Raw genomic sequence first — 13,733 nt, 5'->3', positions numbered from 1 at the left:
CATTGCTCGCGCCGCGGTTCTTATCTAGACTGGACAGGTCATCCATGCCCCCAGGCCCGCAATGCGCATCCGGACAATGCTGTTGCTCCCCATCCTGCTCATCGAAAGCGCCAACCTCACCGGCTTTTCGTGGACGCGGATGAAGTGGGTGGACCGGCGCGAGATCGTCGACGCCGCCATCGGGCATGTCTATGGCCGCGTCTATTCCGGGCTCGACGAGTTCCGCGCCGACTACCCGAACTTCAACCCGGAAGTGCGGTACTGGGGCAGCTGGTCGTGGGACGTGGAGAACGGCCTGCTGGAAAAGCTGTTCGGCCTCACCCGCTACCAGGTGCGGCTGCCGGAAGAGATTGTCATGGTCGACGTGGACGGCACTGCGCAGTTCACCCGCGGCGACAGCAGCTGCCAGAGCGACGGGGTCTGTCCGATCACGCCGCCGGCGCATCCGCAGCAGGGCATTGTCGGCACCGTCCAATACGCAGGCCCAAACTACGAACCGGCCGAGGATTTTTCGGTGGCTTGGGCCGACGGCGCAACAGGAAGCTTCTTCAAGTCAGGGCACTGCTTTGCCGCGTACACCGATGCGCCCGGCCTGCACCCGCTGGTTGTCACTCCCAAAGGCGCCAAGCCAATCACGTTCCGCCATGGATATGGGTTTCACGTGGCCGCGCTCACGACCGAGACGGCCACGGGAACGCGAATCTCGCAGGCCGAATTTGAACGCTCGAGGACCTGCAACGCCGCGGCACGCAAAGCTTGGCCTAATTTTGGCGAGTGGTGGAAGCGATAGTCGGCTCAGAACAGCTCCTGCTGCCGGCTGGTCAGGCGCGCGAACGAGTCGCCCAGGAAGGGCAGGATGGCGTCGGCCACCGGCTCGAGCTGGCGGCTCAGGTAGTGCTCGTAATCGATCGGTGAGCGGCGCGTCTCCAGCGGCTCCGGCCCGGCGGTGGTGACCACGTAGCGAATCCAGCCGCCGTTGCGATACTGCGCCGGTCGCCCCTGGCTGAGGTGGAACTCGTCGGCGGCACGCGCGGCGCGCACGTGGGGCGGCACGTTGCGCTCGTAATCGTCGAGCTTACGGCGCAGCCGCTTGCGGTACACCAGCAGCTCGTCCAGTTCGCCGCGCAGCGTGCGCTGGGCATAGTCGCGCACGAAGTCCTGATATGGCTCGCCCTTGAAGATGCGCTCGTACAGCCCCTGCTGGAACTGCTGGGCCAGCGGCGTCCAGTCGGTGCGCACGGTCTCCAGCCCTTTGTACACCACCTCCTCCAGCCCGTCGGGCCTGGTCACCAGTCCGGCGTAGCGCTTTTTGCTGCCTTCTTCGGAACCGCGCACGGTGGGCATCAGGAAGCGGCGGAAGTGCCGCTCGAACTGCAGCTCGAGCGCGCAGTCCAGGCCATATTCCTCGCGCAGGTGGCGCCGCCACCAGTCGTTCACGTGCGCGACCAGTGCGCGCCCGATCCGTGCGGCGTGCTCGTTCTCGTGCGCGCGCCCGAGCCAGACAAAGGTCGAATCGGTGTCGCCATAGATCACCTGGTAGCCCTGCTCCTCGATCAGCTCGCGCGTGCGGTGCATGATCTGGTGGCCGCGCAGGGTGATCGACGAGGCCAGCCGCGGGTCGAAGAAACGGCAGCCGGGCGAACCGAGCACCCCGTAAAACGAGTTCATGATGATCTTGAGCGCCTGCGACAGGTGCGCGTTGCGCTCGCGCTTGGCGGCGTCCCTGCCCTCCCACACCTGGCGCACGATCGCGGGCAGGCAGTGTTTGGTACGCGAGAAGCGCGCGTTGCGAAAGCCGGGCACGGTGCCGGCTTCGTCCTCGCACAAGCCTTCGACCAGGCCCACCGGGTCGATCAGGAAGGTGCGGATGATCGACGGGTACAGGCTCTTGTAGTCGAGCACCAGCACCGAATCGTACAGCCCGGAGCGTGAATCCATCACGAACCCGCCCGGGCTCTCGCCGCCCACCACGTCGCCGATATTCGGCGCCACGTAGCCCTGGCGGTGCATCACCGGCATGTACAGGTGCTCGAACGCGGCCACCGACCCGCCGCTGCGGTCGGCCGCAAGGCCGGTCACGCTCGCGCGTTCGAGCAAAAAGGCCATCAGCCCGGTCTTGTCGAAGATGCGGGTGACCAGTTCGCAGTCCTTGAGGTTGTAGCGCGCCAGCGCCGGCTTGTCCTCGGCGAACATGCGGTCGATCTCGTCCATGCGGTCGTAGGCGTTGTCGATCGCCTTGCCTTCGCCCAGCAGGGTCTGCGCCACGTGCTCCAGGCTAAACGAGGGAAAGCTCCAGGTCGCCGAACGCAGCGCCTCGATGCCGTCGATGACCAGCCGGCCCGGGATCGACACGAAGAAGTGCTCCTGCCTGCTGTGCTCGCGCCACTCGACCGGCGCGCCGCCGCGGCCAAGGCGCAGCGTGTGCTGCACGCGCTCGGCGTTCTGCTGCAGCACGCGCAGGTCGAACTGCACCAGGTTCCAGCCGATGATCGCATCCGGGTCGTGCCGCTCCATCCACTCCTCCAGGCGGACCAGCAGGTCGCGCCGGGTCTCGCAGTAGTCAAGCGTGAAGTCGAGCGCGCCGTGATCCCCGTTCGGCGGGCCAAGCATGTACACCTGGCGCTGGCCGCACCCTTCCAGCGCGATCGAATAGAGCTCGCCCTGAAATGTGGTCTCGATGTCGAGCGACACAGTGCGCAGGCGCGGCCGGTAGCCGGCAACGGGCTTCAACTGGCCGGCGTCCCGCAGCGCAGTATCGGCGGGGACGGCCTGACCGGAATACTCGACCGGCGCGGTGATGAAGCGCTCCATCAGGTAGCGCTCGGGCGGGCGCACGTCAGCTTCGTACACGTCGATGCCGTGCTGGCGCAGGCGCTTTTCAAGCCGCAGCAGTTGGCGGTACTGGCGGCAGTACAGGCCTGCCACGGGGCGGTGCCGGAAGTCGGACAGCGCCAGCTCGCGCAGCTCCCAGCCGCGCTCGCGCGCCAGCAGCAGTTCGGCCGTTGCGCGCTGCTCCTGTGGGATGAATGCGACCGCGGCCTGCGGCGCAAGCCGGACCAGGCGCGGCCCCTCGTCGGTCGCGAGCCAGAATTCGACCTGCACGCCATCGTCCAGGTCGCGCCAGTGCCGGGTCAGCAGGAAGCCGGCGCCGCTGCCATTCGCGTCTGCTTGTTCGCTCATCGTTGCGACAGCTTATCGCAAAGCAGCCGCCCTTACGCGAAGCGCGCCAGCTCGGCTTCGGTAAAGCCCGCCTGACGGCGCGCTTCGATATTGAAAGGGCCCTTGAGCACGGGCGCCTCGTAGCGCGCGGCCAGCTCTGTGTAGGTCGGCACCGGGTCCAGCCCGCGCAGCGCGCACAGGTGGCCGTACCAGCGGTTGCCGATCTCGACATGACCAACCTCCTCGCGCAGGATCACGTCCAGGATTGCGGCGGCCGCCAGGTCGCCGGCCTGGGCCAGCTTGGCGCGCACCGGCGGAATCGCGTCCAGCCCGCGCGCCTCGAGCGTGCGCGGCACCAGCGCCATGCGGGCGAGAATGTCGCCGCGGGTCTTCTCGGCCATCTCCCACAGGCTGTCGTGCGCGGGAAAGTCGCCGTACCGGTGGCCCAGCGTTTGCAGGTGCGCGGCCAGCATTGAAAAATGCGCGGACTCTTCCTTGGCCACACGCAGCCAGTCCGTGTAAAAGCGCGGCGGCATGCCGGGGAAGCGCCACATCGCGTCCAGCGCCAGGTTCACTGCATTGAATTCAATGTGCGCCAGAGCATGGATGAGCATGGCGCGGCCTTCGACGGTTGCCATCGAGCGGCGCCCCACCAGCCGCGGCGGCACCAGCTCAGGGCGCGCCGGCCGCCCAGGAATGGCGGCGCCGCTCTGCAGGACGGCCGCGCTGTCGAGGCGCGCCGCGCCGCTCGCGCTGGCCGCAGCCAGCGCCGCCACGCCCGCCGTCTTTGCAGCAGGGTCCGTCTCCACCAGACATTCAAGCGCGCGTGCGCGCAGCTCGCTAGATACCGCCATGTTCAGTCCCGCCCAACAAAAGCGGCAGTGTACCAAATCACGCCGGCTGAACCACTGCGGCCACAAGCGGTCTGACGAAACGACTCCGAGGTGTGCCCATGTCCAGCACGTCGCGCCTGCCTGCGCATCCCAACCCCGACAACCTGACGCGTTCGTTCTCGTTCAGTACAGGCATCGAGAACAGCGCCCCCATCGTCACCGGCCACGACGGCAAGCCGCGCCGGGTGGATGAAATGGCCGCCTGCGGCCACTACCAGCGCTGGCGCGAGGACTTCCGGCTCGTGCATGACATGGGCCTGCGCTGCCTGCGCTTCGGTCCGCCCTACTACCGCACCCACGTCGCGCCCGGGCAGTACGACTGGTCATTTGCGGACGAAGCCTTTGCCGAGTTGAGCCGGCTCGGCATCGAGCCGATCGCCGACCTGTGCCACTTCGGCCTGCCCGACTGGCTCGGCAACTTCCAGAACCCGGACTTCCCGCGCTACTTCGCGGAATACGCCGAGGCGTTCGCGCGCCGCTACCCGTGGGTGTGGATGTACACGCCGGTCAACGAGATGCTCATCACCGCCGAGTACTCGGCCCTGTTCGGCTACTGGAACGAGCAGCTGCGCGACCACCGCGCGTTCGTCACGGCGCTGTCCAACTGCGTGGAGGCGAACATCCGCGCCAGCGAGGCGATCCGCGCGGTGCGCACCGTGTGGTTCGTGCAGAGCGAATCGACGCGCTACTACCACCCGCACGACCCTACGGCCGTCGAGCGCACCGCCCACCTGAACGAGCGCCGCTTTCTGTCGCTGGACCTGAACTACAGCCATCCCCCGTCCGCGGTCATGCTGCGCTACCTGGTCGAGAACGGGCTATCGCTGGACAAGTTCGACTACTTCATGAACCGCACCATTCGTCCCTGGTGCGTGATGGGCACAGACTACTACGAGACCAGCGAAATGGCCGTGTTCGCGGACGGCAGCACCCGGCGCGTCAACGTGCTGGGCTACTACGGGCTGACACGCCAGTACTACAGCCGGTTCCGGCTGCCGATCATGCACACCGAGACCAACCACTTCCAGCTGCTGAACGCGGCCCACTGGCTCGAGCGCCAATGGGGCAACGTGCTGCGCCTGCGCCAGGAGGGCTTTCCGATCATCGGCTTCACCTGGTACAGCCTGACCGACCAGGTGGACTGGGACATGGACCTGCGCGAGCAGCTGGGCCATGTCAACAGCTGCGGCCTGTTCGACCTGGAGCGGCGCATCCGCAAGGTCGGGGTCGAGTACCGGCGCATCATCCGCGACTGGGGGCGCGCGCTGGCCGAACGCGAGCTGCGATTCTGAGCAGCGGCAATTCCCTGTCCTGCTGTGTTAGGCTAACCGCTGCTCGATCCGCAGCCAGCCAACACAGAAAGGGACCTCCTTGAAAACGCGACTCTCCCGCCTCGCCATCGCAGCCATCCTGCTTTCCGCCCTTCCCGCCGCCCATGCAGCGGCTCCCGCGGCGCTCTCCGCCCAGGTCACGTCCCGCATCGACGCCATGTACCCCTGGCTGGACGGGGTGTACAAGGACCTGCACGCGCATCCGGAGATCGCGTTCCAGGAAGCGCGCACGGCCGGCAAGCTGGCGGCCGAGATGCGCAAGCTGGGCTTCGAGGTGACCGAGAAGGTCGGCAAGACCGGCGTGGTCGCAATCTACCGCAACGGCCCGGGCCCGCTGGTGCTGGTGCGTACCGAACTGGATGGCTTGCCGATGGAAGAAAAGACCGGGCTTTCCTACGCCAGCCACGCGCGCGCGCAAAGCGACGGCCGCGACACCTTTGTGGCGCACAGCTGCGGCCACGACATCCACATGGCCAGCTGGCTGGGCGCCGCGCGCACGCTGGTCGAACTGAAGTCGCAATGGAGCGGCACGCTGATGTTCGTGGGCCAGCCGGCCGAGGAGATCGTGTCCGGCGCGCGCGCCATGCTGGACGATGGCCTGTTCAAGCGCTTCGGCAAGCCGGACTACGCGTTTGCGCTGCATTCCTGGCCACTCGCTTATGGCACCGTGGGCTATAACGCGGGCCCGGTCTCGTCCAACTCGGACGCGCTGGAAATCGTGTTCAAGGGCCGCGGCGGGCACGGCTCGGCGCCGGACAAGACGATCGACCCGATCGCGATCGCGGCGCGCTTCGTGACCGACGTGCAGACCGTGATCAGCCGCGAGAAGGACCCGAAGGAGTTCGGCGTGGTGACGATCGGCGCGATCCAGGGCGGCACCGTCGGCAACATCATTCCCGATACCGTCGTGGTCCGCGGCACGATCCGCTCGTACAAGCCCGAGGTGCGCGCCAGACTGCTCGATGGCGTGCGCCGCGTCGCCAATGCATCGGCGGCCATGGCCGGCGCACCCGCGCCCGAGGTGTCGCTGCAAGGCCGCGGCGGCGATGCCGTCGTCAACAACGAAGCGCTGGTACAAAAGACCGAGGCGGTGTTCAAGGCCGCGTTCGGCGACAAGGCGCAGCGCATGCCGCCGATGACCGCAAGCGAGGACTTCTCCCAGTTCGTCAACGAAGGCGTGCCCTCGATGTTCTTCTTCACCGGCATCTATGACCCGCAGGCAGTGGCAGAGGCGCAACGGTCCGACGGCAAGCCCGTCGCGTTCAACCACTCGCCCTACTATGCGCCGGTGCCCGAGCCCTCGATCAAGACCGCCGCGCAGGCGATGAGCCTGGCTGTGCTGGGGACGCTCGGACGCTGAGATCGCAACTGGGAAGCATGCTCGGCAGGCGTCATGGTAATCTTGCTGCATTGCAGTAAAGACACCTGGACCCTGGACCGAGCATGAGCACCATCGAGCAACAACCGACACAGAAGCAATACATCCTTACCGCCAGCTGCACGGCGGCCATTGGCATCGTCGCCGCCGTATCGGGCTTTCTGGCCCGGCGCGACTGCTACATCTGCGCGCTGGAGCAGTTCGACGACGATTCGACCCAGCGCTTTTTCATGCGCGCGGTCTTCCGGCCGATGTCCGCCGACATCGGCATCGAGCGCATCCGCGCCGAGTTCCCGGCCGAAGTGGCCGGCAGGCTCGAGATGGAATGGGCCATCTACGACCCGTCCGAGCCGGTCAAGACCGTCATCATGGTTTCGAAATACGACCACTGCCTGGACGACCTGCTGTACCGCCGCCGCAATGGCGAGCTGAACATGGAAATCACGGCGGTGGTGTCCAACCACCAGGACCTGCGGCCGATGGTGGAGCGCGAGGGCATCCGTTTCGTGCACCTGCCTGTCACCCGCGAAACCAAGCAGCGGCAGGAGGCGCGCATTCTTGAACTGCTGGAGGAAACCGGCGCGGAACTGGTGGTCCTGGCGCGCTACATGCAGATCCTGTCCGACGATTTGTCGCGCAAGCTGGCCGGCCGCTGCATCAACATCCACCACTCTTTCCTGCCTGGCTTCAAGGGCGCCAAGCCTTACCACCAGGCCTACGACCGCGGCGTGAAGCTGATCGGCGCCACCGCCCACTACGCCACCCCGGACCTGGACGAAGGCCCGATCATCGAACAGGTCGTCACCCGCGTCGATCACAGCTACAAGCCGGAACAGCTGGTGCGGGTGGGCCGCGACAACGAATGCCTGGCGCTGGCCGCCGCCGTCAAGTTCCACATCGAGCGCCGCGTTTTCGTCGATGGGAACAAGACCATCGTTTTTCGCGGCAGTTAGGCGCAATTTAGAGGACTTTTTCTAGGCATTAATACTGTAAGTGGTAGGATCTTGATCCATGTCAATGATTTGACGCGGATCAAGAACGTAAGGTACACGCATGGACAAGCTCAAGCTGAATCTCGCTGCCGTACTCCCGCCCGCTCACACCGCCCTCCCCGCCACCGCGCCCCACACGGGCTCCGGTGACGACATCGAAACGCCCAGCCGTACCGATCGCGTGCTGCATGCCGCGCTCGGCCGGCTCACCTCCGGCATTTCGCCGGCCGCCATGGCGCTGGCCTGGACCGACTGGGCGCTGCACCTGTCGCAGTCGCCCGGCAAATGGGCGCGCCTGTGCGAAAAGGCCACCACCAAGGCCGGCCGCTTCGGCGAGTATGCCGTCCGTGCGGCCATCGGCGGTACCGAGCCGTGCATTGCGCCGCTGCCGCAGGACCACCGTTTCAGCGGCCCGGCCTGGCAGCGCTGGCCGTTCAATGTGATGCAGCAGGGATTCCTGCTGAACCAGCAGTGGTGGTACAACGTGACCACCGGTATAGGCGGCGTGTCGCCGCACCACGAGCAGGTCGTTTCCTTCGTCGCCCGCCAGGCGCTCGACATGTTCTCGCCGGTGAACTACATCGCCACGAACCCGGAAGTGCTCGAGGCCACGCTGCAGGAAGGCGGCCAGAACCTGGTGCGCGGCGCCACCCACCTGGCCGACGACTGGCGCCGCATGCTGCTCAACCAGCCGCCGGCCGGGGCCGACCAATTCGTCCCGGGACAGCAGGTGGCGGTCACGCCCGGACAGGTCGTGCTGCGCAATCGCCTGATCGAGCTGATCCAGTACTCGCCCACCACGCCCGACGTGCACGCCGAACCGATCCTGATCGTGCCGGCCTGGATCATGAAGTACTACATCCTCGACCTGTCGCCGCAGAACTCGCTGGTGAAATACCTGGCGGACCGGGGCCACACAGTCTTCATGATCTCGTGGCACAACCCGGTCGAAGCCGACCGCGACCTGGGCATGGACGACTACCTGCGCATGGGCGTGCTGGCCGCGCTCGATGCGGTGGCCGCCATCGTGCCGGACCGCGGCATCAACACAGTCGGCTACTGCCTGGGCGGCACGCTGCTCGCGATCGCCGCGGCCTGGCTGGCCGGCCGGCGCGACCAGCGCATCCATTCGATGACGCTGCTCGCCGCGCAAACCGATTTCACCGAGGCCGGCGAACTGCGCCTGTTCATCGACGACAGCCAGCTGAACTACCTCGAGGACATCATGTGGCGCCAGGGCTACCTGCAGACGCGCCAGATGGCAGGCGCCTTCCAGCTGCTGCGCTCGAACGACCTGGTGTGGTCGCGCGTGGTCAACGAATACCTGCTCGGCAAGCGCCAGCCGATGAACGACCTGATGGCATGGAATGCCGACGCCACGCGCATGCCCTACCGCATGCACAGCGAATACCTGCGCCGCTTGTTCCTGAAGAACGACCTGTTCGAAGGACGCTACCGCATCGACGACGCCCCGGTGGCGCTGGCCGACATCCACGTTCCCATGTTCGTGGTCGCGACCGAGACCGACCACGTGGCGCCGTGGAAGTCGGTGTACAAGATTAACCTGGTGGCAGGCGCCGACGTGACCTTCGTGCTGACCAGCGGCGGCCACAATGCGGGCATCGTCAGCGAGCCGGGCCACCGCAACCGCCACTACCGGCTTGCTCGCCGCACCAATGGCGACACCTACCTGGCGCCGGACGACTGGGTGGCCGCAACCGCCCAGCGCGACGGCTCGTGGTGGCCGGCCTGGACCGACTGGCTGGAATCGTCCTCCAGCGGCCGGATCGCGCCGCCGACCATGGGGGCCGCTGGCCTGGGCTATGTGCCGATCTGCGCCGCGCCCGGCCAGTACGTGCTGGAGCGCTGAAACCATGGACATGATCGAAAACCGCACCTTCGACGAGCTGGCGGTTGGCGACAGCGCCAGCCTGACGCGCACCCTCACCCGCAGGGACATCGAACTGTTCGCCGTGATGTCGGGCGACGTCAACCCGGCCCACCTGGACGACGAATACGCGCGCGGCGACACCTTCCACAAGGTGGTCGCGCATGGCATGTGGAGCGGCGCGCTGGTCTCGGCCGTGCTGGGCACGCAGCTGCCGGGACCGGGTACGATCTATCTCGGGCAGTCGCTGCGCTTCCTCAAGCCGGTCGGGCTGGGCGACAGCGTCACCGTCACCGTCACCGTGACCGCGCTCGATCCAGCCAGGCGCCGCGTCACGCTCGATTGCGTGGTGACCAACCAGCATCACGACCCGGTGGTCACCGGCACCGCCGAGGTCATTGCCCCCGCCGACAAGGTCGCGCGCGCGCGCGTGGCGCTGCCCGAGGTGCGGGTGCACGAGCGCGGCGGACGCTACCTCGAGCTGCTGGCGGCAGCGCGCAATGCGCCGCGCGTGCGCACCGCGGTCGTGCATCCGGTTGACGCAGTCTCGCTGCTGGGCGCGGTGGAGGCGGCGCGCGAGGGCCTGATCGAGCCGGTGCTGGTTGGTCCTGAAGCGAAGATCCGGCGCGCCGCGGCCGACGCTGGCATCGACCTGGCGAGCCTGCGCATCGTGTCGACCGAACACAGTCACGCGGCGGCCGAGGCCGCGGTCGCCATGGCGCGCGCCGGCGAAGTGCAGGCCCTGATGAAGGGCGCGCTCCACACGGACGAGCTGATGCGCGCCGTGGTCGCCAAGGACAGCGGGCTGCGCACGGCGCGCCGCATCAGCCACGTGTTCGCCATGGATGTGCCCACCTATCCGCGCCCGTTGTTGATCACCGACGCCGCAATCAACGTCTATCCCACGCTGGAGGACAAGCGCGACATCGTGCAGAACGCCATCGACCTGGCGCACGCACTCGGGATCGCGGCGCCGCGCGTGGCCATCCTGTCGGCGCTGGAGACCGTGTATCCCAAGATCGCGTCCACCATCGAGGCGGCGGCGCTGTGCAAGATGGCCGAACGCGGCCAGATCAGCGGCGCGATCGTGGACGGGCCGATGGCGTTCGACCTGGCGGTGTCGGCCGAAGCGGCGGCCACCAAGGGCTTCGTGTCGCCGGTGGCCGGGCGCGCCGACATCCTGGTCGTGCCCGATCTCGAAGCGGGCAACATGCTCGCCAAGCAGCTCGAATACCTGGCGGACGCCCAGATTGCCGGCATCGTGCTCGGCGCGCGCGTGCCCATCATGCTCACCAGCCGCGCCGACGGGCCGCTGGCGCGCCTGGCCTCGTGCGCACTGGCGGCGCTGCTCGCGCGCCACCAGGCCACGCCGGGCATGATCGGTACGCCATGAAGGGTTACGCCTGCTTCAACGCCGGTTCGTCCAGCATCAAGTTCGCGGTGTTCGTGGAGCGCGGCGATGCGCTCGCGCTTTCCAGCCGCGGCGAGATCGACAGCGGCGGCCACCAGCACCGCCTTCTCGCCTGGTCGCCGCAAGGAGAGCTTACCGAAGACCGGCCGCTGGAAGGGATCAACGGCTATGCCGACCAGCTGGCGGCGGTGATCGCCTGGGTGGAGGGCCACCTTGCCCCGGCGCGGCTGGCCGCCATCGGCCACCGCGTGGTCCACGGCGGTAACGCGCACGCCGGCCCTGCGCTGGTGACGCCGGCCCTGCTGGCCGAACTGGCCGCGCTGAACCCGCTCGCGCCACTGCACCAGCCGCACAACCTGGCGGCGATGCAGGCCATGGCCAAACTGCATCCGGACCTGCCGCAAGTGGCCTGCTTCGACACCGCCTTCCACCTGGACAACCCGCGCGTGTCGCGCCTGTACGCGCTGCCGCGCGCGCTGGCCGAGCAGCAGGTGCTGCGCTACGGCTTCCACGGCCTGTCGTACCAGCACGTGGCCAATACCTTGCCGGCGCTGGAACCGCGCGCCGGCGGCCGCGTCGTCGCCGCGCACCTGGGCAGCGGCGCCAGCATGTGCGCCATGGTGGGCGGCAGGAGCGTGGCCAGCACGATGGGCTTTTCCGCCCTCGACGGCCTGCCCATGGCCACGCGCTGCGGCAGCATCGACCCCGGCCTGCTGCTGTACCTGCTGCAGGACAAGCGCATGACGCCGGCGGCAATGCAGCGCTTGCTGTACCAGGAGTCGGGCCTGCTGGGCCTGTCCGGGATCAGCGGCGACATGCGCGAGCTGACGGCCAGCCAGGAGCCGGCCGCGCGCGAGGCGCTGGACGTGTTCGTGTATCGCATCGGGCGCGAACTCGGTTCGCTTGCCGCTGCCGCCGGCGGGCTCGACGTGCTGGTCTTCACCGGCGGCATCGGCGAACACGCGCCCGAGATCCGCGCGCGCGTCTGCGAGCAGGCGGCCTGGCTTGGCGTGCGCCTCGACCCCGCCGCCAACGCGGCCGGCGGTCCGCGGCTGCATGCGGCGGACAGCGCGGTTTCGGTCTGGGTACTGCCGGCCGACGAAGAAGCAGTGATCGCGCAGCAAACCCGCGCTGCGGCGGACGAGCTCAAATCCTGAGCGCTGCCACACACCCATGATTGAACAAAAACAGATGGATCAAATAACAAAACAGAGCCTGGCGCACCGCCAGTCGCGCCGGCGCTTGCGTGCGGCCATGGCGGCCCTGCCGGTCTGCCTGAGCCTTGCCGCGTGTGCGCCGCTGCCACGCGCCACGCCGACGGCGGGCTTTCCCGTGCCCGCCGCCTATCCGGGGCAGGCCAGCGACGCCACGGCCGCCGCTGCGCAGCCCGGCTGGCAGGACTTCTTCCTCGACCCCGAGCTGCGTCGGGTGATTGGCGTGGCGCTGGAGAACAGCCGCGAGCTGCGCACAGCGGCACTGCGCGTGCAGGAGGCGGCGGCCGCCTACGGCATCCAGCGCGCCGAACAGCTGCCGGTGGTGAACGGCAGCCTGCAGGCCACCCGCGCGCTGGTGCCGCCGGCGCAGAGCTTCATCGGCCGCCCCATCATGGGCAACCAGTTCCAGGCGGGCATCGGCTTCTCGCAATGGGAACTGGATGTGTGGGGGCGCCTGCGCAGCCTGAACGAATCCGCGCTCGCAAGCTGGCTGTCCAGCGACGAGGCGCGCCGTTCCATTACGGTCAGCCTGATCGCTCAGGTGGCCGACGCTTACCTCGGCCTGCGCGAGATCGACGAACGGCTGGCGCTGGCCCGGCGCACGCGCGAACTGCGCGACGAGACGGTGCGCATCTTCCGGCGCCGCTACCAACTGGGCGCCGCCTCGCGCCTGAACCTGACCCAGGTCGAGCTGCTGCAACAGCAGGCGATTGCCCAGGTGGCCCAGCTGGAGCAGGCGCGCGCGCAACAAGGTGCGGTGCTCGACCTGCTGGCCGGCGCCCCGGTCACGCTCGCGCCGGCACTGGATGGCTTGGGCACCGTGCCGTTGGCACGCGAGCCCGCAACCGGCCTGCCGTCGGACCTGCTGCTCGAGCGCGCCGACATCGCCGCCGCCGAACAGCAACTGCGTGCCGCCCACGCCAACGTGCAGGCCGCGCGCGCCGCGTTCTTCCCGCGCATCGCGCTCACCGCCACCGCGGGCGCGGCCAGCACCTCGCTCAACGAGCTGTTCAACGATGACAGCCGCGCCTGGAACTTTGCGCCCTCGCTCGCGCTGCCGATCTTCAATGGCGGGCGCCTGAAGGGTCAACTGTCGGTGGCCCAGCTGCGCAGCGAAGAGGCGGTGGCCCAATACGAGCGGGCGATCCAGGGCGCCTTCCGCGACGTGGCCGACGCGCTCGCCGCGCGGCGCGGACTGGCCGCCCAGGCCGAGGCAACCCGCGCCACGCTGGTGCTGCAGGCCGAGCGCGCCCGCCTGGCACAGCTGCGCTACGAGAGCGGCGCCGCCGCCTACCTCGAGGTGCTAGATGCAGAGCGCGAGCGCTTTGGCGCCGAGCAGCAGTTGGTGCAGCTGCGCAGGCAGCAACTGTCGGCGCAGGTGGCGCTGTACCGCGCGCTCGGCGGCGGTGCGCGGCGCTTGCCAGGCACTGACGCTGGCGCCATCCGATGACTAGTCTTCTACAATAC

The 13,733-nt window shown here is 68.1% G+C and carries 10 protein-coding genes; 8 read left to right on the top strand and 2 right to left on the bottom strand.

Translation table 11 applies throughout. The features are described from left to right. Positions 1-82 precede the first annotated feature (82 nt). Positions 83-790 carry a hypothetical protein gene (locus NX773_RS07100; protein ID WP_258855607.1) on the top strand — a complete coding sequence of 236 codons (708 nt, stop codon included), beginning with the start codon at positions 83-85 and terminating at the stop codon, positions 788-790. Between the two features lie 5 nt (positions 791-795). On the opposite strand, the gene NX773_RS07095 is transcribed toward NX773_RS07100, so the two are convergent. Together NX773_RS07095 and NX773_RS07090 are read right to left on the bottom strand one after the other, a co-directional pair. Next, complete coding sequence (locus NX773_RS07095) at positions 796-3,180, bottom strand: DNA polymerase II (RefSeq protein ID WP_258855606.1); 2,385 nt, start codon at positions 3,178-3,180, stop codon at positions 796-798. Between the two features lie 32 nt (positions 3,181-3,212). Then, the gene (locus NX773_RS07090; protein WP_258855605.1) at positions 3,213-4,013 is read right to left on the bottom strand and encodes a ferritin-like domain-containing protein; all 801 of its coding nucleotides are present in this window, start codon (positions 4,011-4,013) and stop codon (positions 3,213-3,215) included. Positions 4,014-4,111: 98 nt separating this feature from the next. On the opposite strand from NX773_RS07090, the gene NX773_RS07085 reads away from it, so the two are divergent. From NX773_RS07085 to NX773_RS07055, 7 genes are all read left to right on the top strand, one after another. Further along, entirely contained in the window at positions 4,112-5,344 is a 1,233-nt protein-coding gene (locus NX773_RS07085; protein ID WP_258855604.1) for a family 1 glycosylhydrolase, read from the top strand. Between the two features lie 79 nt (positions 5,345-5,423). After that, complete coding sequence (locus NX773_RS07080) at positions 5,424-6,743, top strand: amidohydrolase (protein WP_258855603.1); 1,320 nt, start codon at positions 5,424-5,426, stop codon at positions 6,741-6,743. Between the two features lie 83 nt (positions 6,744-6,826). Beyond that, a complete protein-coding gene (gene purU / locus NX773_RS07075; RefSeq protein WP_258855602.1) occupies positions 6,827-7,714 on the top strand; it encodes a formyltetrahydrofolate deformylase in 888 nt (295 codons plus the stop codon). 100 nt (positions 7,715-7,814) lie between these two features. After that, positions 7,815-9,623, top strand: coding sequence for a PHA/PHB synthase family protein (locus tag NX773_RS07070; RefSeq protein ID WP_258855601.1), 1,809 nt, complete (start codon positions 7,815-7,817; stop codon positions 9,621-9,623). Between the two features lie 4 nt (positions 9,624-9,627). Beyond that, entirely contained in the window at positions 9,628-11,034 is a 1,407-nt protein-coding gene (locus tag NX773_RS07065; protein WP_258855600.1) for a bifunctional enoyl-CoA hydratase/phosphate acetyltransferase, read from the top strand. After that, complete coding sequence (locus NX773_RS07060) at positions 11,031-12,209, top strand: acetate/propionate family kinase (protein ID WP_258855599.1); 1,179 nt, start codon at positions 11,031-11,033, stop codon at positions 12,207-12,209. The genes NX773_RS07065 and NX773_RS07060 overlap by 4 nt, the downstream gene beginning before the upstream one ends. A gap of 16 nt (positions 12,210-12,225) precedes the next feature. After that, positions 12,226-13,716 carry an efflux transporter outer membrane subunit gene (locus tag NX773_RS07055; protein WP_258855598.1) on the top strand — a complete coding sequence of 497 codons (1,491 nt, stop codon included), beginning with the start codon at positions 12,226-12,228 and terminating at the stop codon, positions 13,714-13,716. Positions 13,717-13,733 lie beyond the last annotated feature (17 nt).

Origin of the sequence: Massilia solisilvae, from assembly GCF_024753215.1 — a bacterium.
In the GTDB taxonomy this organism is placed as follows: domain Bacteria; phylum Pseudomonadota; class Gammaproteobacteria; order Burkholderiales; family Burkholderiaceae_D; genus Telluria; species Telluria solisilvae.
This window is presented reverse-complemented; position numbering and strand designations above follow the sequence as displayed.